Raw genomic sequence first — 18622 nt, forward strand, 5'->3', positions numbered from 1 at the left:
AAGAAGTTTCACTTTATTATAGTCTATCCAAAAATGGGTCGCAAATAGGTGTTTGGCGGGGAATAATATTTGTCAAATCGCGATGAATTGGCTAACATGAAAGAGGAAGGATTAGAGGTGAATAGTATGGAAGCAAAAACGATGAAAGATATGCAGAAAGAAGTAGATGCATATATTGGTCAGTTTAAAGAAGGTTATTTCAGTCCGCTTGCAATGATGGCTCGTTTAACGGAAGAAATGGGAGAGCTTGCAAGAGAGGTAAATCATTATTATGGTGAGAAACCGAAGAAAACAACTGAAAAAGAAAGAAGTATTGAAGAAGAGCTTGGAGATGTATTATTTGTTATGATTTGTATGGCAAATAGTTTAAATATTGATTTAGAGACAGCACATAACATTGTAATGAATAAATTTAATACACGTGATAAAGATCGCTGGACACGTATTGATGAGGGAGAGAAAGAATAATGAAAGAAATTAAAGTAATTATCGCCGGACCAAGAGGACGTATGGGACATGAAGCAGTCCTTCTTATGGAAAGAACGGAACATTTTAATTTAGTAGCAGCAGTGGATTATAAGCATGGTGGTGAGAAGATTTCTGATTTACCTGGCATGCCAGCATTACATGCGCCGATTTACGCTGATTTACATACTTGTTTAGATGAAGTAGAAGCAGATGTGTTGTTAGATTTAACAACACCAGAAGTGGGGAAACAACACGTTACACTTGCAGTTGAGCGTGGACTTCGTTCGGTTATTGGTACAACTGGATTTACAGAAGAAGAATTGACACGTTTAACAGAGAATGCAAAAGAAAAAGCAGTAGGAACAATTATTGCTCCAAACTTTGCAATTGGTGCAGTTCTTATGATGAAATTCTCACAAATGGCAGCGAAATATTTCCAAGATGTTGAGGTAATTGAATTACATCATGATCAAAAATTAGACGCACCATCTGGTACAGCTGTAAAAACGGTAGAGTTAATTCGCCAAAATCGTGAATCAAAGCAGCAAGGTCATCCAAATGAAGTAGAGCAACTAGCAGGTGCACGAGGTGCAAATGTAGACGGTATTCACATTCATAGTGTACGTTTGCCAGGGCTTATTGCACACCAAGAAGTAATGTTTGGTGGAGATGGACAAATGTTAACAGTTCGTCATGATTCATTCAATCGTGCATCATTTATGTCAGGTGTAAAACTATCAATTGAGACAGTAATGAACCTTGATCATCTTGTGTACGGTTTAGAAAATATTATCGACTAAAGGGGAGACAACGGATGAAAATTGCCTTAATCGCACATGACAAAAAGAAAAATGATATGGTTTCGTTTGCATACGCATATAAACCAATTTTTGAACAACATGAATTATTTGCAACAGGAACGACAGGGCTTCGCATTATGGAAGCGACTGGATTAGTTGTAACAAGATATCAATCTGGCCCTCTTGGTGGAGATCAAGAAATTGGTGCAATGATTGCAAAGAACGATTTAGATATGGTGATTTTCTTCCGCGATCCATTAACAGCACAGCCGCATGAACCGGATGTGAATGCATTACTTCGTTTATGTGATGTATATGCGATTCCACTTGCAACGAATATGGCAAGTGCTGAAATGTTAATGCACGCATTAGAGCGAGGAGATTTAGATTATCGTAAGTTAAGAAAATGAGGGGAACAATTATGAGTGGATTACATATATTAGCGTTTGGTGCTCATGCCGATGATGTTGAAATCGGCATGGCTGGTACCATCGCTAAATATACAAAGCAAGGGTATGAAGTAGGTATTTGTGATTTAACAGAAGCTGATCTTTCTTCAAATGGAACGATAGAGTTGAGAAAAGAAGAAGCGAAGGTCGCAGCTCGTATAGTGGGAGTAAAAACGAGGCTGAATTTAGCGATGCCAGACCGTGGTTTGTATATGAAAGAAGAGTATATACGTGAAATTGTCAAGGTGATCCGTACATATAAACCAAAACTAGTTTTTGCGCCGTACTATGAAGATCGCCATCCAGATCATGCAAATTGTGCAAAGCTTGTGGAAGAGGCTATTTTTTCAGCAGGAATCCGTAAATATATGCCGGAACTTTCACCACATCGTGTGGAGTCTTTTTATAATTATATGATTAATGGTTTTCATAAACCGAATTTTTGTATAGATATAAGTGAGTACCTCTCTATAAAGGTGGAAGCATTAGAAGCGTATGAAAGTCAGTTTTCAACAGGGAGTGATGGTGTTAAGACACCGTTAACAGAAGGTTACGTTGAAACTGTGATTGCTCGTGAGAAGATGTTTGGAAAAGAAGTTGGAGTCTTGTATGCCGAAGGATTTATGAGTAAGAAACCGGTTTTATTACATGCTGATTTATTAGGGGGATGTAAATGAAATTAAAAATAGGTATTACATGTTATCCTTCTGTAGGTGGTTCTGGAGTTGTTGGAACAGAATTAGGAAAGCAATTGGCGGAACGTGGGCATGAAATTCACTTTATTACATCGGGTTTACCATTCCGGTTAAATAAAGTATATCCAAACATTTATTTTCATGAAGTGACGGTAAATCAATACTCTGTATTTCAATATCCACCATACGATTTAGCGTTAGCAAGTAAAATGGCCGAGGTTGCACAAAGAGAAAACTTAGACATTTTACATGTGCATTACGCAATACCACATGCAATTTGTGCATATTTAGCAAAACAAATGATCGGAGAGCGTATTAAAATTGTTACAACCTTACATGGAACAGATATTACTGTGTTAGGTTCCGACCCTTCGTTAAATAATTTAATTCGTTTTGGTATTGAGCAATCGGATGTTGTTACTGCTGTCTCGCATTCATTAATTAACGAAACACATGAGCTTGTAAAACCAAGTAAAGAAATTCAAACGGTATATAACTTTATAGACGAACGTGTATATTTCAAGCGTAATATGTCTCAATTAAAGAAAGAATATGGTATAAGTGAGAGTGAAAAAGTACTTATTCATATTTCGAATTTCCGTAAAGTGAAACGTGTGCAGGATGTTGTTCAGGCATTTGCTAAAATTGTTAAAGAAGTAGATGCGAAGTTGCTTCTTGTTGGAGACGGACCAGAATTCTGTACGATTTTACAGATAGTGAAGAATTTACATATTGAAGATCGCGTTTTATTCCTAGGGAAGCAAGATAATGTTGCAGAACTACTTGCGATGAGTGATTTAATGTTGCTTCTATCAGAGAAGGAAAGTTTTGGTCTTGTTTTATTAGAAGCAATGGCGTGTGGTGTACCTTGTATCGGAACACGGGTTGGAGGTATTCCAGAGGTTATTCAACACGGGGAAACAGGATATTTATGTGAAGTTGGCGATACAACAGGAGTGGCAAATCAAGCTATTCAGCTATTAAAGGACGAGGAACTTCACCGTAATATGGGAGAACGAGCAAGAGAAAGTGTTTATGAGCAATTTCGCTCAGAAAAAATTGTTTCACAATATGAAACGATTTACTATGACGTACTAAGGGATGACAAAAATGGAAAGATTTAAAAAAGCTAGTTCTATTATTGAGACATTAAAGCAACAAGGACATGAGGCTTACTTTGTTGGTGGGAGCGTACGAGATCTTATTATCGATAGGCCGATTGGAGATATTGATATTGCGACATCTGCTCTACCAGAAGAAGTGATGGCTATATTCCCAAGAAATGTTCCTGTTGGTCTTGAGCATGGAACTGTAATTGTTGTAGAAAATGGTGAGCCCTATGAGGTAACTACTTTTCGAACAGAAAGCGAATATGAAGATTTTCGAAGACCTAGTAGTGTTCAATTTGTTCGTTCATTAGAAGAGGATTTAAAACGTCGTGATTTCACGATGAATGCAATTGCTATGACAGAAGAAGGCGAAATGGTCGATTTATTTGCTGGACAGGAAGCCATTCAACAGAGAGAAATTGTGACAGTTGGAAATGCTGCGGATCGTTTTCAAGAAGATGCCCTGCGAATGATGCGTGGTATTCGGTTTGTAAGCACGTTAGGTTTTTCATTAGAAATGAAAACGAAGCAAGCGATTGAAACGTATGGGCATTTGCTAGAACATATAGCAATTGAGCGTATTACAGTAGAGTTTGAGAAACTGTTAACTGGTACATATTGTGTGAAAGGTCTCAAAGAATTAGTAGAGACGAAGCTATTTTCTCATTTGCCATATTTACAAATGTCAGAAGAGAGACTGTTAAAAGCTACGCAGTATAAATGGGATTCTTTCGAAACGGATATTGAGGCGTGGGCATTTTTCTTATATTGTATCGGAGAAGAACATCCATCTGTCTTTTTACGTCAATGGAAGTTTTCGAATAAAAAAATAAAAGATATTGTTGCAGTTTTATTGACAATCCGTACTAGAAAGGAGAAGGATTGGGATACAGTCCTTCTTTATAAAACGGGAATTCATATCGCTGAAATGGCAGAGAGAGTATATGAAGCGATGATTGAACGCTATGACCCTACATCTGTTGAACGAGTACAATTAATGTTTCATGCATTGCCAATCCAGGAGCGTCAAGAAATGAATGTGACTGGTAATGATTTATTAAACTGGGCAAACAAAAAGCCTGGTCCGTGGGTTGCTGAGATGCTTCAGAAAATCGAAGAAGCAATCGTACAAGGAAACGTAGTTAATGAGAAAGAGCGTATAAGGGAGTGGCTACAAGGATGCAATCTACTATAAGAAAGCAGTTATTGCAAGTTTTTTCTGAAGCGGATGGCGAGTTTGTATCCGGCCAAACAATTAGTGATAAACTTGGTTGTTCAAGAACTGCTGTGTGGAAACATATGGAGGATCTGCGGAGTGAGGGATATGAACTTGAAGCTGTGCGTCGATTAGGTTACCGAATTGCAAGTAAGCCAGACAAAGTGACCGCTAATGAAATTCAGTTAGGGCTACAAACGAAGCGGATTGGTAGAACAGTGTATTTTGAAGAAACTGTTGAATCAACGCAGCACATTGCAGCAAAACTTGCTTATGAAGGTGCAGAAGAAGGAACAGTCGTTGTAGCAGAAGAACAAACAGCGGGAAGAGGTCGTTTAAGCAGAAAATGGCATTCACCAAAAGGAACAGGGATTTGGATGAGTATTATTTTACGCCCATCAATCCCAGTTCATCATGCACCGCAACTTACTTTGTTAGCGGCCGTTAGTGTTGCACAGGCAATTGAAAAATGCACGGGTGTAAACGTAGGAATAAAATGGCCAAATGATATTTTAATTCAAGGTAAAAAGGCTGTAGGTATATTAACAGAAATGCAAGCGGATCCTGATAAAATTAATGCTGTCATTATGGGCATCGGTATTAATGCGAATCAAAAGCAAGAACATTTTGATGAAGAAATTCAGCACATTGCTACTTCATTAGCGATTGAATCAGGTAAGCCGATTGTTCGTGCAGAACTTATGCAACAAATCTATTTACAACTAGAAAAATTATATGAAGAGTATTTACAAAATGGTTTCTCTGTCATTAAAATTCTTTGGGAAAGTTACGCTGTGAGCATCGGGAAAGAAATTACCGCTCGAACGATGAGAGAGACAATTACGGGGTTAGCAAAAGGAATCACAGAGGATGGTGTATTACTTCTGGAGGATCATGAGGGGAAAGTACATCATATTCATTCTGCAGATATTGAAATTAAGTAAAAGAAGTTCCTCTTTTGGAACTTCTTTTTATTTCAATAGTTTTGAGTTGAATTTGTAACATGATAATAAATTTTTTTCATATTTAAAGTTCATTTCAAAATATCTTCCGCCTAGTTGGCAGGGCATGTTATTTGACGATTACTTTGCCTGCCATTCCTTTAAGAAGATGGTATCGACATATTAATTCATATGTACCAGTATTTTTAGGTTTCACGGTAATATGCTTTTCTTTTCCTGACTCGATTACGACGTCAATGCCGAGTTTTTTCACTGTAAAGGTGTGCTCGTTTTTACCTTTATTTTTCAATAGTAATGTTGTTGATCCTTCAAGCGGAATCGTGATAACATTTGGATTAAAGTAATCATCATTTAGTTCAACCTCAATCACTTTCGTTAAATCGGTGGGGGGTGTTACGACAGTAACTGAGGCAAATACATGGGAGGATCCTAAAGACATCCACCATACAATCATTACAAGCAAACTGCTGAATCGAAATAACCACCTGTTCATAGACATCTGCAATTCTCCTTTGTTAAGTACTTTCCTCAATTAACCTGCATCATTAGTTTAAGAGTTATACTATACAGTTAAATGGATTACAGAAAAAATTAACTTGGACTTTTTTAGCATGCGTTGAAAAAACATGTATCTTTTCAGGATTGAATTCTCCATAAAAACTGTATAGCATATATACTCTCGTGTTAAATTTCATATACCGTAATAAGAATAAAAAATTATTTTTTCAAAAAAATGTAGTAATTCCTTTTTGTAGTTTGCTATAATTAGTTCGAATGTGGGCAGTATCAGAGCGAACTGCACCATGATTCGAAGTCATACGAAAAATAATAACTTGGATTCTGCCTTGATCCAATAACGGACTGGGACAGAGGGATGAATAATGCCGACTAACACACAACCCTTCTGCCCTTTTATGGTCAGAGGGGTTTTTTATATGATTTCGGCCATCTCCTCTCTCCTGCATAAAGGAGGAGTAGTTTTTGAAAACAAAAACAGATTTTTTGAAGATGAAAGAGCAAGGTGAGCCGATTACAATGCTAACGGCGTATGATTATCCATCTGCTAAATTAGCAGAAGAAGCTGAAGTTGATATGATTCTAGTTGGAGATTCTCTTGGAATGGTTGTACTCGGATACGATTCAACAGTACCTGTAACAGTAGAGGATATGATTCATCATACGAAAGCTGTACGCCGTGGAGCGAAAGAGACGTTTATTGTAACTGATATGCCATTTATGTCGTATCACGTATCATTACAAGAAACGATGGTGAATGCACGTCGCATCGTTCAAGAGAGCGGGGCACACGCACTGAAGGTAGAAGGTGCTGGAGAAGTTATATCGACGATTCAATATTTGACGAACGCAGGAATTCCTGTTGTAGCGCATTTAGGTTTAACCCCTCAATCTGTAGGAGTGTTGGGTGGATATAAAGTGCAAGGAAAAGATGCGGAGAGTGCAAAAAAATTAATAGAAGATGCAAAGAAATGTGAAGAAGCTGGTGCAATAGCGCTTGTGTTAGAATGTGTACCAATGCAGTTAGCAGAACTTATTTCAGAGCAACTAACAATACCAACAATTGGGATTGGTGCAGGACAAAAAGTAGATGGGCAAGTGCTTGTTTATCATGATCTTATCTCATACGGCGTAAATCGTGTTCCGAAATTTGTGAAGCAATATACGTCTGTTCAAGAGGAGATTGTGCGTGGGATTTCACAATATGTTACTGAAGTAAAGACAAGGCAATTTCCTGAAGAAAAACATTCGTTCACAATGAAAGAGGAAGAATGCTTAGCGTTATACGGAGGAAAACAATAATGAAAATCGTAACTACAGTGCAAGAGATGCAGCAAATTACAAGCGAACTTCGTGCAAGTGGAAAGAGTATTGGTTTTGTTCCAACAATGGGTTATTTACATGAAGGCCATGCTACTTTATTACGTAAGGCAAGAGAAGAAAATGAAATTGTAGTTTTAAGTGTATTTGTAAACCCGCTACAATTCGGCCCAAATGAAGATTTAGATCGATATCCTCGTGATATTGATAGAGATGAAAATGTAGCAAAAGAAAACGGTGTAGATTATTTATTTTATCCGAGTGTAGAAGAAATGTATCCAGCAGAACAAACAACAACAGTAGAAGTTGTGAAGCGCACGGACGTATTATGCGGTCAACAAAGACCTGGTCATTTCGCTGGTGTTGCAACTGTACTGATGAAACTATTTAATATTACGGTGCCAACGCGTGCTTATTTCGGTATGAAAGATGCTCAACAAGTTGCAGTAATTGAAGGATTTGTAACTGATTTCAATATTCCAGTTACAATCGTACCAGTTGATATTGTAAGGGAAGAAGATGGTTTAGCGAAAAGTTCTCGTAACGTGTACCTATCACAAGATGAACGTGAAGAAGCTCTTCATTTATACCGCAGCCTATGTATAGCGAAAGAAAGAATTGAGGCAGGTGAACGTAATCCGGAAATCATTACAAATCTTGTGAAAGATTATATTGAGACGCATACGAAAGGCACTGTAGATTATGCGGATTTATATGCATATCCGTCATTAACAATGGTAGAGAAAGTCGAAGGAAGAATCATTTTAGCTATTGCAGTTAAGTTTGAAAATGTAAGATTAATTGACAATATAACATTAACGGTTAAATAAGGGGGAGCATCTATGTTTCGCACAATGATGAGAGCAAAGTTACATCGTGCAACTGTAACGGAGGCAAATTTAAATTATGTAGGTAGTATTACAATTGATGAAGACTTAATGGATGCAGTAAATATTGTAGAAAACGAAAAAGTCCAAATTGTAAATAATAATAATGGTGCTCGCTTAGAGACATACGTTATTAAAGGGGAACGCGGTAGTGGTGTTGTTTGTTTAAACGGTGCGGCGGCAAGACTTGTACAACCAGGGGACAAAGTAATTATTATTTGTTATGGGCTAGTTACGGAAGAAGAGATTCATACACAAGAACCAAAAATTGCAGTACTAGACGATAATAATCAAATTATTGAAATGTTAGGTGCTGAAAAAGCGGGTACGATATTATAAGTAGAAAGGCTATCTCCATTGCGGAGATAGCTTTTTTGTGCATCTTTTCATTAAGATGAGATAAAACGTGGTATAGTAACATTATATAAATTATTGTTGTTTGAAAGGTAAGAAATTGAGGTGTTACATATATGAGTAAGCGTTATGTCGTTGTTGATTTAGAGACGACAGGGAACTCCTGGAAAGATGGGAAGGATAAAATTACCCAAATTGCAGCTGTTGTAGTAGAAGATGGAGAGATATTGGAGATTTTTTCGTCTTTTGTTAATCCAAAGAGAGAGATCCCACCATTTATTACAGAATTAACAGGGATTGATGAAAGTCTTGTAAAACAAGCCCCGTTATTTCAAGATGTAGCCCCGATGATTGTTGAGCTATTACAAGGTGCGGCTTTCGTTGCGCATAATGTTCACTTTGATTGGAATTTTTTAAATGAAGAATTAAGGCAAGCTGGATATACAGAAATACATTGTCCGAAAATCGACACGGTTGAATTGGCTCAAATTCTTTTGCCGACAGCCGATAGTTATAAATTACGTGATTTAGCTAAAAAGCATGAACTAGAGCACGATCAACCACATCGTGCGGATAGTGATGCTCTTGCAACAGCGGAATTATTTTTACAATTTTTAAATGAAATTGTAAAGTTACCACTTGTCACGTTGCAATCGCTTTATGAATTAAGTGATGTGTTCCAAAGCGATATAGCTGATGTGCTTTCTGAAAATATTTTAAAGAAAGTAATGCACGGTAAAGAAGATATAGCGGAGTATGAAATACATCGAAATATTGCGCTGAAAAAGCGGAACTATTCCTTAAACCTTGGAGAAACGTGTTCATCAAAGTTTGATGCTTTCTTGAATAAAACGATGGATAAATTGGAATCACATATGCCAAAGTTTGAAAGAAGAGAAAGTCAACAACTGATGATGAAAGAGATATATACGGCGTTAAGAGATTCTCGTTTTTCACTAATTGAAGCCGGTACAGGAACAGGAAAGACTCTCGCTTATTTGCTTCCTAGTCTTTATTTTGCAAAGAGAAAAGAAGAACCTGTCATTATAAGTACACAAACGGTACAACTCCAACAACAAATATTAGAAAAAGAAATTCCGTTATTACAAAAAATAATGCCATTTTCATTTGAGGTAGCTCTTCTAAAAGGAAGAAAGCATTATTTATGCTTACATAAATTTGAGTATGCTTTGCAAGAGGAAGAAAAAAATTATGATATGGCACTTACAAAGGCGAAGATTTTAGTTTGGCTATTGCAAACTGAAACAGGTGATCGAGACGAATTAAATATTCCTGAGGGCGGAAAGTTACTTTGGAATCGTATTTGTAGCGATGCGTATAGTCCAGGCGGTATGCAAAGTAATTGGTTTAGTCGTTGTTTTTACCAGCGAGCGAAGAATAAAGCTTTATTTGCAGATATCGTTATTACAAATCATGCGTTATTATTTCAAGATTTTTCAAGTGAAGAACCGTTGTTTGCTTCATGCGAACATATTATTTTTGATGAAGCTCACCATATTGAAGAAGCCGCGAGTAGAACATTGGGTGAACAGTTCTCTTGTATGTATTTTCAATTGGTTATATCTCGTCTTGGGACACTAGAAACAGAAGATGTACTCTCCAAAGTATATAAAATGATGAAAAAATCAGAGCAAGCATCTCGTTCAACTTTCCGTATGATAAGTTATAGTTTGAAGGAACTTAAGTTTGATGCGGATGAACTCTTCCAAATGTTACGTACTTTTATATTTAAACAAACAAAGCAAGAGCAAGGAACGAATAATATGCCGCTCATCTATAGGTATAACGCAGAACTAGAAAAAGGTAAGTTGTGGGATAGTATCGTCGAATTAACAAATCGTTTTATATATGAATTAAGAAGGGTAGTAACTGCTCTTGAGAAGCAAGTGGATATATTGCAAAGTAAGTTAGAATGGGAGATGCATGTTGTAACAGGTGAATTTATGCATTTAATTGAGTTGCTGAGAAAGATGGCAGAATCATTACAGTTACTCGTATTAGAAAAGAATTCGTATGTAACTTGGATGGAGACTGAAACGAAAGGGACGATTCATTCAACAGTTCTATATGCACAGCCTGTTCATATTGGTGAAAGATTTGCTGATGAATTTTTAACAGAAAAAAAGAGTGTTATTTTTACATCCGCAACACTAACAGTTAACGATACGTTTGATTATATAAAAGAGGAACTTGGTTTACATGATTTCGCTCCAAATACTTTAAAGGTTCCGTCGCCATTTCGTTATGATGAACAGATGAAATTAATGGTGTCAACGGATGTACCTTTTATTAAGCAAGTAAGTAATGAGCGATATATTGAATCTGTATCGGAACATATTGCAAAGATAGCGAAAGCCACAAAAGGCAGAATGCTCGTTTTATTCACTTCGTATGAAATGTTAAAAGAAGCGTATGCGAATTTAAAAAATAATGATGAATTAGAGGGGTATTTATTACTGACCCAAAGTGTGAATAATAGAAGTCGAAGCCGCTTAATTCGAAAGTTTCAAGAATTCGACAAATCAATTTTATTAGGGACGAGCAGTTTCTGGGAAGGAATAGATATTCCGGGAGATGCCTTAAGTTGTCTTGTTATAGTCCGTCTACCATTTACACCTCCTCATCAGCCGATGATGGAAGCGAAAGGTGAGTGGCTAAAAAATCAAGGTGAAGATGTATTTGCTAAATTAGCGCTTCCACAAGCAATATTACGTTTCAAACAAGGATTCGGCCGCTTAATTCGAACGAATACAGATACAGGAACGGTAGTAGTGTTAGATCGTCGTTTGACGAGTTCTTCCTATGGAAAAAGATTTCTACAATCGATTCCTAACGTACCTCTTTATGAAGGGCCATTAGAAGAATTGTTAGTACAATTAGAAGAACCACCAAATGAATAAAAATGGAAGAAAAATACGCCTGAAGTACTTATAAACTTCAGGCGTAAAAAATGTGGGTAGGAGGAATTTTATTTTTCTTACTTCTTGTATACAAAATGTGTTGGTTTTCGACTTGAAACCTTTTTTTGCTGTACATGTCCTGCTATAATAGATGGGTGATGAAGCAGGGGTTGTAAAGAATGTACTCTTATTGTAACCGCATTGCGTTCTTCTATAATTAGAAATTTTTGTGTAACGGAGGAGTTTTTTCATGGAGAAGAAAATCGAAGTACTATCAACGACGCGTATTAAATATTCGTCGGATTTGTATAAAATTGTTGATAGTTTAAATCGTACGTTAAAAGAGCAGGACCTCATGTTCGGACTAGCATTAGACGAAAAAGATAAAGAAACAGCTGTATTTACGATTTACAGAACGTAGTGATACAATGAAAAAGTGGATCTTTGCAATCATTATTGTTATCGTTGCTAGCGGAATATATGGGGCGTATGTTTATAATAAAGCGATGGGAAAGAAAATTCCAAAAGAGTCGAAATTTGTAGAAATTGCTAAAGAAAAAGCAAAGCTTACAAAGGTGAAATCTGTTGATTATTACAACGGAAAATCTGCATATATAGTCGTGCAAGGTACAGATGAAAAGGGAGAACAACTTATCGTTTGGGTGCCTGAGAAAAAAGGGGATACTGTAGTAAGGAAAAAGAGCGAAGGTATTTCTGAAAAAGAGGCTATACAAAGAACAATAGAGCAAGTCGGCAATGAAAGTAAGGAATCAAAAAGTAAGCCGAAAGAGATTATGAAAGTGAAATTAGGCTTTGAAAATGATGTACCACTATGGGAAGTTACATATATTGATGATGACAATCGTTATAGTTATTACTATCTTGAATTTAAAGATGGAAAATTTTTAAGACGATATAGCATTGAAAAATAGATGTAGGGGGAACTACAAATGAAATTAGCAAAGCGAGTAGCTGCTTTAACACCGTCTTCAACTTTAGAAATTACAGCAAAGGCACAAGCATTAAAAGCAGAGGGTCATGATGTAATTGCATTAGGGGCAGGGGAACCTGACTTTAATACACCAGAGCATATTATGGATGCTGCACATAAAGCGATGTTAGAAGGGCATACGAAGTATACACCAACAGGTGGATTACAATCGTTAAAACAAGAAATTGTGAAGAAATTTACTCGCGATCAAGGTATTGCGTATGATCCATCTGAAATTATTGTATGTAATGGTGCAAAGCATGCATTGTATACATTATTCCAAGTATTACTTGATGAGGGAGATGAAGTTATCATCCCAACTCCTTACTGGGTAAGCTATCCAGAGCAAGTAAAGCTTGCTGGCGGTAAGCCGGTTTATGTAGAAGGTTTAGAAGACAATGAGTACAAAATTACAGCAAAGCAGCTGCGTGAGGCAATTACAGAGAAAACGAAAGCAGTTATTATTAATTCACCGAGCAATCCAACAGGAATGATTTATAGCAAAGAAGAATTACAACAGCTTGGAGAAGTATGTTTAGAACATGATATTTTAATCGTTTCTGATGAAATTTATGAAAAATTAATTTATGGTGGCGTAGAATATACTTCAATTGCCCAGCTTTCTAATGCATTAAAAGAACAAACACTTATTATTAATGGTGTATCTAAATCTCATTCTATGACAGGATGGCGTATTGGATATGCTGCAGGAAATAAGCAGCTTATTAAAGCGATGACGAACTTAGCGAGTCATAGTACGTCAAACCCTACTTCAATCGCTCAATACGGCGCAATTGCGGCATATGCAGGCTCACAAGAACCTGTGGAAACAATGCGTCAAGCCTTTGAAGAGAGATTAAACATCATTTATGATAAATTAATTCAAATCCCTGGCTTTACTTGCATTAAACCGCAAGGTGCATTTTACTTATTCCCTAACGTAAAAGAAGCTGTAGCTTTATCAGGATATGCAACAGTTGATGATTGGGCAAAAGCTCTATTAGAAGAGGAAAAAGTGGCTCTTGTACCAGGTACAGGATTTGGTGCTCCAAATAATGTTCGCTTATCATATGCGACATCTCTTGAACAAGTAGAGAAAGCATTAGAGCGTATCCATACATTTATGAAAAGTAAAGTGCAAGCTTAATTTTATATTTCATTCATGTAATATAAAAAACCTCCCCATTAATAGGGAGGTTTTTTTGACGAATTGTGGCAAAAAGAAATAGCTAAAGGTGTGTTATACTAGAGAGCGAGGTGTTTGGTGATGAAAAAGAAAATGATGTTACAGTGGTTTGAGCAGGGAAGCATTGCAATTCCAAAATTACTTATGATGCATTATAAAAAATTAGGTTTAAATGAGACGGAATTTATGGTCGTACTTCATGTACACACATTTTTAGAATCAGGTAATTCGTTTCCGACTCCATCAGAGATTTCTGAACGGATGACGATAACGGAAATGAAATGTATGGAAGTAATTCAAGCATTGATTCAAAAAGGGTTTTTATCACTAGAAGGTGGACAAAGATCAGAAGCGATGATGTGCGAAAGTTATTCTTTACAACCGTTATGGGAAAAAATATTACATTTCTTAATGGATGAATCAATAGAGGAAGAGCAAAAAGAAAAAAAACAGCTGCAAGTAAATTTATATACAGTATTTGAAAAAGAATTTGGAAGACCACTTTCGCCGTTCGAATGTGAAACGTTAGGAATGTGGGAGGACCAAGATCAACATCATCCAAATTTAATTCAAGCGGCTCTTAGAGAAGCTGTAATGAGTGGAAAACTAAATTTCCGATATATTGATCGTATTTTATTTGAGTGGAAAAAGAATGGAATTAAAACGGTAGATCAGGCTCAAAATCAAGGTCAAAAATTTAGAGCGAATCAACAAAGAGCACAACAAATGACAAAACAAGAGACGAAATTTACTGGAAAAGTGCCTTTTTATAATTGGTTGGAGCAGTAATATAGGAGGAAGTATATGTTAAATAAAACGCAAATTCGCTATTGTTTAGACACAATGGCGGATATGTATCCAGAAGCACATTGTGAATTAATTCATGAGAATCCTTTTGAATTAGTAATCGCGGTGGCACTATCTGCACAATGTACAGATGCACTTGTAAATAAAGTGACGAAAAATTTATTTCAAAAATATAAAACACCAGAAGATTATTTAAGTGTATCTTTGGAAGAGTTACAACAAGATATACGTTCTATTGGGTTGTATAGAAATAAAGCAAAAAACATTCAAAAATTGTGTCAGATGTTGCTGGATGATTACAATGGAAAAGTTCCAGAAGACCGTGACGAGTTGACGAAATTACCAGGAGTAGGGAGAAAAACAGCAAATGTAGTTGTTTCGGTAGCGTATGGCATCCCGGCAATTGCTGTTGATACGCATGTAGAAAGAGTGAGTAAACGGTTAGCGATTTGTAGATGGAAAGATTCGGTGTTAGAAGTAGAAAAAACATTAATGAAGAAAGTACCGATGGATGAGTGGGGAGTTACACATCATCGTATGATTTTCTTTGGACGTTATCACTGTAAAGCACAACGACCGCAATGTGAGGAGTGCAGACTGTTAGAAGTATGTCGTGAAGGAAAGAAGCGAATGAAGGTGAAATAAAGGATGGAGCGAGTTATAGAAATACCGAAAGAATTTCACTGTTTACCATTTTTTAAAGAAAGTGTAAATTTAATTAAGTATCATACAGACAATTCTTTTGAAGAGATAATACAAAATACTTACTTTATATTTGATATTGAAAGACAGTATGAGCCGTGGAAGGAAATTGAAAACAGCATTCCAGCGATGTTGAATGTATGGAAAAATAAGCATGAAGACATTGCTATACTGTTTCGAAATAGAAATAAGCAAGAGGCTGAGGGACCAATGATTCTTTTTGCAGCTCACTTGTTATCGGTTGTCTATTGGCTAAATGAACAACCTGTTCATAGTTTGAATGAAATGCAAATAAATACGAATAAATTAAAAGTGCAACCTGTTAATTTTATGGAAAGATATTCATTCATTATAAAGAAACCGAGTAATTATCATTCTTATATTCAATTAGCGCAGTTGTATATCGAAATAGAAAAGCTGTATGTAAAGAAAATGATAACAAAAAAGAAGTCCGCTTCTCGTTAAGAGAAACTGACTTCTTTTTTTGTATATTAGGACTCTGTTGTAACAACAGCACCGTCTGCGTGAGGTGTATCTCCTCCGGTATTTTGGTGTTGCTGTTCTTGTTGTTTCTTAGCCTCTTCTTCAGCTTTTTTCTTGGCCTCTTCTTCAGCTTTCTTCTTAGCTTCTTCATCAGCTTTTTTCTTAGCTTCTTCTTCAGCTTTTCTTCTAGCTTCCTCATCAGCTTTCTTTTGAGCTTCTTCTTGCTGTTTACGTTGTTGTTCTTGCTGTTGTTCTTGTTGTTTCTTAGCCTCTTCTTCAGCCTTTTTCTTAGCTTCGTCTTGTTTTACTTTATCTTCATTAGCCTTTTTCTGGGCTTCTTCATCAGCTTTTTTCTTAGCTTCTTCATCGGCCTTTTTCTTAGCCTCTTCTTCAGCTTTTTTCGCACCTGGAGTTCCGCCAGGCGCAGTGAAGGATGCACCAACTGCTGGGCTTGTTCCAGTGCCTTTTTTCGCTACTACAGAGAAGCTGTAAGTAACACCTGGTTTAATACCACCAAGAGTAGCTGTCGTACCACTTATTGATAGGCTACCACTTGAACCATCAGTTGCTTTATAGCTGGCTGCATATGCATCGACTTCTGCTGGTCCAGACCAGTTTAGTGTAACTGTGCTAGCGCCATCAAAAGTGACATTCAGACCACTAGGGGCATCTACTTTAATTTGTTTAATTGCATCTTTTTTCGCACCTTTTACGTATAATTCTCCGTTTATTTCTTGTACAGAAGAAGGACGTTCAAAGCGAGATTTATCTGTAGCGAATTTGCTCATCATTACTTGGAACATTTGCTGTGCAATTTTAGTATAACGATCACTAATGTAGTTTTCTGGACCATTCTTTACGTAACCAGTCCATACAGCCATCGTATATTGTGGTGTATATCCAGCGAACCAGCTATCCCTGTTTGCATCAGCTGGAATGCCGTATTTCTTTAAATCTTTTGCATCAAAGTTTTGCGTTCCAGTTTTACCCGCTACGTCAACACCTGAAACATATGCTGTTGGTCCTGTACCACCAGAACCAGGTTTTACTACGTCACGAAGAACGTCAGTTACCATGTAAGCTGTATAGTCTTGCATAGCGCGTTGTTCTTTCGGTTTAAAGCTTTTCTTTTTCCCGTCCGGGAAGGTTACTTCTTTTACGAAGTGTGGTTTATTATAGTTACCACTATTACCGAAGGTTGCATATGCACCTGCTACTGCTAATGGAGAACTATCGTTACTACCAATTGCAGTAGATTCATGTACTCCATTTTCAAATGTCATGCCTAAACCTTCAGCAAACTCTTTTGATTTATTAAGTCCAACTGTTTGAGCTGTCTTTAAAGCCGGGATGTTTAATGACTTCTTCAATGCTTCACGAAGTGAAACGTCACCTTTAAAACTCCCTGTAGCATTTTTAATCTTTGTGCCATCCGAATAAGTATATTCAGAGTCATTTAATTGATGGTAAGTAGACCATTGAAGATTCTCAATCGCTGGACCGTAGTCGAAAATTGGTTTCATTGTTGAACCAACTTGGCGTTTTAAATCAGTTGCCATATTATGACCTTTGAAAGTGGACTTATTTTCTTTACGTCCAGCACCAATTGCTCGAACTTCTCCAGATTGTGTATCCATAAATACAAATGATCCTTGGAATTGATCGTTTGGATACTTAATAAGATTACCATCCATAATTTTTTCAGCGTAATCTTGAGCATCTTGATCAAGTGTTGTATGAATCGTTAAACCATCTGAACCGATATTTACATCAGGATATTCTTTTTCAACTTCTTTTACAACCGCATCTAAAAATGCTTGATACTTCATCTCAGTTACTTCTGAAGACGGTTGAAGGCCCTCAGTTACTGGGATCTTAACGGCGTTATTCATTTCTTCTTTTGTTATATAACCATGTCGATTCATTAATGATAATACGACATTACGACGATTTGTTGCTCGTTCAACATTTTCCTTTTTTGTTGGATCATAAATGTTTGGACCTTGGGGTAAACCAGCGAGCATAGCAGCTTCATGTAATTGCAAGTCTTTTAAATCTTTACCATAATATTTTTGCGCTGCTGTCGCAATACCGTATGAACGGTTACCTAAATTAATCTTATTTAAGTACATTTCTAAAATCTCATGTTTAGAGTATTGTTGCTCTAATTTGTAAGATAAGTACCATTCTTGTACTTTTCTTTTAGCAGTTTTGTCCATCGTTAGAAAGTAGTTTTTAACGACTTGCTGTGTAATCGTACTACCACCTTGGGAACCGAAACCACCAGTGACATTTTCCATAACTGCTTTTGTAGTTCGTTTAAAATCAATTCCATTATGATCATAGAAACGCGAATCCTCAGTTGCAAGGAATGCATTTTCAACTACTTTTGGAATTTGATCATAAGTAACGTGTGTTCGTTTTTCAGCACCGTATTCATAGAAGAAATTCCCGTTTTTATCAAGAAACTTTGTTGATAAAGGATTAACAAGTTTGGCTTTGTCTAATTTTGGAGCATCCTTTACCATAACAAAGAAAGCGGAAACGCCGGCTACAAGACCAACGATACCAAGAAGTAGACAACCTATAAGAAATTTCTTGAAAAAGGAGCCTTTTTTCTTTGGTTTTTCTTCTTTATGTGTTTTTTTCTCTTGATTTTTCACATGATTTCGTTCTGTACGAGAACGATAATTATCTGACATTATACTTTCTCCTACCTTTCATTCTCTCCCCCAAAAGTCGAAAAAAGAGCCTTA

At 36.6% G+C, this 18622-nt stretch carries 19 protein-coding genes; 17 read left to right on the forward strand and 2 right to left on the reverse strand.

Going from position 1 to position 18622, the window contains the following annotated elements:
- The first annotated feature begins 126 nt into the window (after window positions 1-126).
- The 7 genes from ACTL4X_RS07805 to ACTL4X_RS07835 are packed head-to-tail and all read left to right on the forward strand — an operon-like array spanning window position 127 to window position 5681.
- A complete protein-coding gene (locus ACTL4X_RS07805) occupies window positions 127-468 on the forward strand; it encodes a nucleotide pyrophosphohydrolase (protein WP_002108639.1) in 342 nt (113 codons plus the stop codon).
- Complete coding sequence (dapB, locus tag ACTL4X_RS07810) at window positions 468-1268, forward strand: dihydrodipicolinate reductase (RefSeq protein WP_000658813.1); 801 nt, start codon at window positions 468-470, stop codon at window positions 1266-1268. Before ACTL4X_RS07805 ends, dapB begins: the two co-directional genes overlap by 1 nt.
- 14 nt (window positions 1269-1282) lie before the next feature.
- Complete coding sequence (mgsA, locus tag ACTL4X_RS07815; RefSeq protein WP_000684765.1) at window positions 1283-1678, forward strand: methylglyoxal synthase; 396 nt, start codon at window positions 1283-1285, stop codon at window positions 1676-1678.
- Between the two features lie 11 nt (window positions 1679-1689).
- Complete coding sequence (gene bshB1, locus ACTL4X_RS07820) at window positions 1690-2394, forward strand: bacillithiol biosynthesis deacetylase BshB1 (RefSeq protein ID WP_071740357.1); 705 nt, start codon at window positions 1690-1692, stop codon at window positions 2392-2394.
- Window positions 2391-3536 (forward strand): N-acetyl-alpha-D-glucosaminyl L-malate synthase BshA, encoded by a 1146-nt coding sequence (gene bshA, locus ACTL4X_RS07825; protein WP_000768305.1) that lies wholly within the window; start codon window positions 2391-2393, stop codon window positions 3534-3536. The genes bshB1 and bshA overlap by 4 nt, the downstream gene beginning before the upstream one ends.
- Window positions 3523-4716, forward strand: a complete 1194-nt coding sequence (locus ACTL4X_RS07830; protein ID WP_086692564.1) for a CCA tRNA nucleotidyltransferase — start codon at window positions 3523-3525, stop codon at window positions 4714-4716. The genes bshA and ACTL4X_RS07830 overlap by 14 nt, the downstream gene beginning before the upstream one ends.
- Window positions 4701-5681 carry a biotin--[acetyl-CoA-carboxylase] ligase gene (locus ACTL4X_RS07835; protein WP_001192063.1) on the forward strand — a complete coding sequence of 327 codons (981 nt, stop codon included), beginning with the start codon at window positions 4701-4703 and terminating at the stop codon, window positions 5679-5681. The genes ACTL4X_RS07830 and ACTL4X_RS07835 overlap by 16 nt, the downstream gene beginning before the upstream one ends.
- Window positions 5682-5808: 127 nt before the next feature.
- Here ACTL4X_RS07835 and ACTL4X_RS07840 read toward each other — a convergent pair whose 3' ends face one another.
- Complete coding sequence (locus tag ACTL4X_RS07840; protein ID WP_065212122.1) at window positions 5809-6198, reverse strand: cupredoxin domain-containing protein; 390 nt, start codon at window positions 6196-6198, stop codon at window positions 5809-5811.
- A gap of 482 nt (window positions 6199-6680) precedes the next feature.
- On the opposite strand from ACTL4X_RS07840, the gene panB reads away from it, so the two are divergent.
- The 10 genes from panB (at window position 6681) to ACTL4X_RS07890 (ending at window position 15848) form a co-directional block, all read left to right on the forward strand.
- On the forward strand, window positions 6681-7517 hold the full coding sequence (gene panB / locus ACTL4X_RS07845; RefSeq protein ID WP_000851108.1) for a 3-methyl-2-oxobutanoate hydroxymethyltransferase: 837 nt from the start codon (window positions 6681-6683) through the stop codon (window positions 7515-7517).
- Window positions 7517-8365: a pantoate--beta-alanine ligase gene (gene panC, locus ACTL4X_RS07850; RefSeq protein ID WP_000707025.1), complete on the forward strand. Its 849-nt coding sequence runs from the start codon at window positions 7517-7519 to the stop codon at window positions 8363-8365. The genes panB and panC overlap by 1 nt, the downstream gene beginning before the upstream one ends.
- A 12-nt stretch (window positions 8366-8377) precedes the next feature.
- Window positions 8378-8761 carry an aspartate 1-decarboxylase gene (gene panD / locus ACTL4X_RS07855; protein ID WP_000490184.1) on the forward strand — a complete coding sequence of 128 codons (384 nt, stop codon included), beginning with the start codon at window positions 8378-8380 and terminating at the stop codon, window positions 8759-8761.
- A gap of 131 nt (window positions 8762-8892) precedes the next feature.
- The gene (gene dinG / locus ACTL4X_RS07860; RefSeq protein WP_086692566.1) at window positions 8893-11697 is read left to right on the forward strand and encodes an ATP-dependent DNA helicase DinG; all 2805 of its coding nucleotides are present in this window, start codon (window positions 8893-8895) and stop codon (window positions 11695-11697) included.
- 250 nt (window positions 11698-11947) lie between these two features.
- Window positions 11948-12118 carry a YpmA family protein gene (locus ACTL4X_RS07865; RefSeq protein WP_000412179.1) on the forward strand — a complete coding sequence of 57 codons (171 nt, stop codon included), beginning with the start codon at window positions 11948-11950 and terminating at the stop codon, window positions 12116-12118.
- A gap of 7 nt (window positions 12119-12125) precedes the next feature.
- A complete protein-coding gene (locus tag ACTL4X_RS07870; protein WP_000758739.1) occupies window positions 12126-12629 on the forward strand; it encodes a cell wall elongation regulator TseB-like domain-containing protein in 504 nt (167 codons plus the stop codon).
- Between the two features lie 18 nt (window positions 12630-12647).
- Window positions 12648-13835, forward strand: coding sequence for an aspartate transaminase AspB (gene aspB / locus ACTL4X_RS07875; protein ID WP_000761560.1), 1188 nt, complete (start codon window positions 12648-12650; stop codon window positions 13833-13835).
- Window positions 13836-13955: 120 nt separating this feature from the next.
- A complete protein-coding gene (dnaD, locus tag ACTL4X_RS07880) occupies window positions 13956-14663 on the forward strand; it encodes a DNA replication protein DnaD (protein ID WP_000728542.1) in 708 nt (235 codons plus the stop codon).
- A 15-nt stretch (window positions 14664-14678) separates the two neighbouring features.
- On the forward strand, window positions 14679-15326 hold the full coding sequence (gene nth, locus ACTL4X_RS07885; protein WP_000933030.1) for an endonuclease III: 648 nt from the start codon (window positions 14679-14681) through the stop codon (window positions 15324-15326).
- Between the two features lie 3 nt (window positions 15327-15329).
- Entirely contained in the window at window positions 15330-15848 is a 519-nt protein-coding gene (locus ACTL4X_RS07890; protein WP_000442650.1) for a YpoC family protein, read from the forward strand.
- Between the two features lie 26 nt (window positions 15849-15874).
- Here ACTL4X_RS07890 and ACTL4X_RS07895 read toward each other — a convergent pair whose 3' ends face one another.
- Window positions 15875-18568, reverse strand: coding sequence for a PBP1A family penicillin-binding protein (locus ACTL4X_RS07895; RefSeq protein ID WP_086692568.1), 2694 nt, complete (start codon window positions 18566-18568; stop codon window positions 15875-15877).
- Between the last annotated feature and the right edge of the window lie 54 nt (window positions 18569-18622).

Source organism: Bacillus sp. RE35 (genome assembly GCF_052146655.1).
GTDB classification, from domain to species: Bacteria; Bacillota; Bacilli; order Bacillales; family Bacillaceae_G; genus Bacillus_A; species Bacillus_A cereus.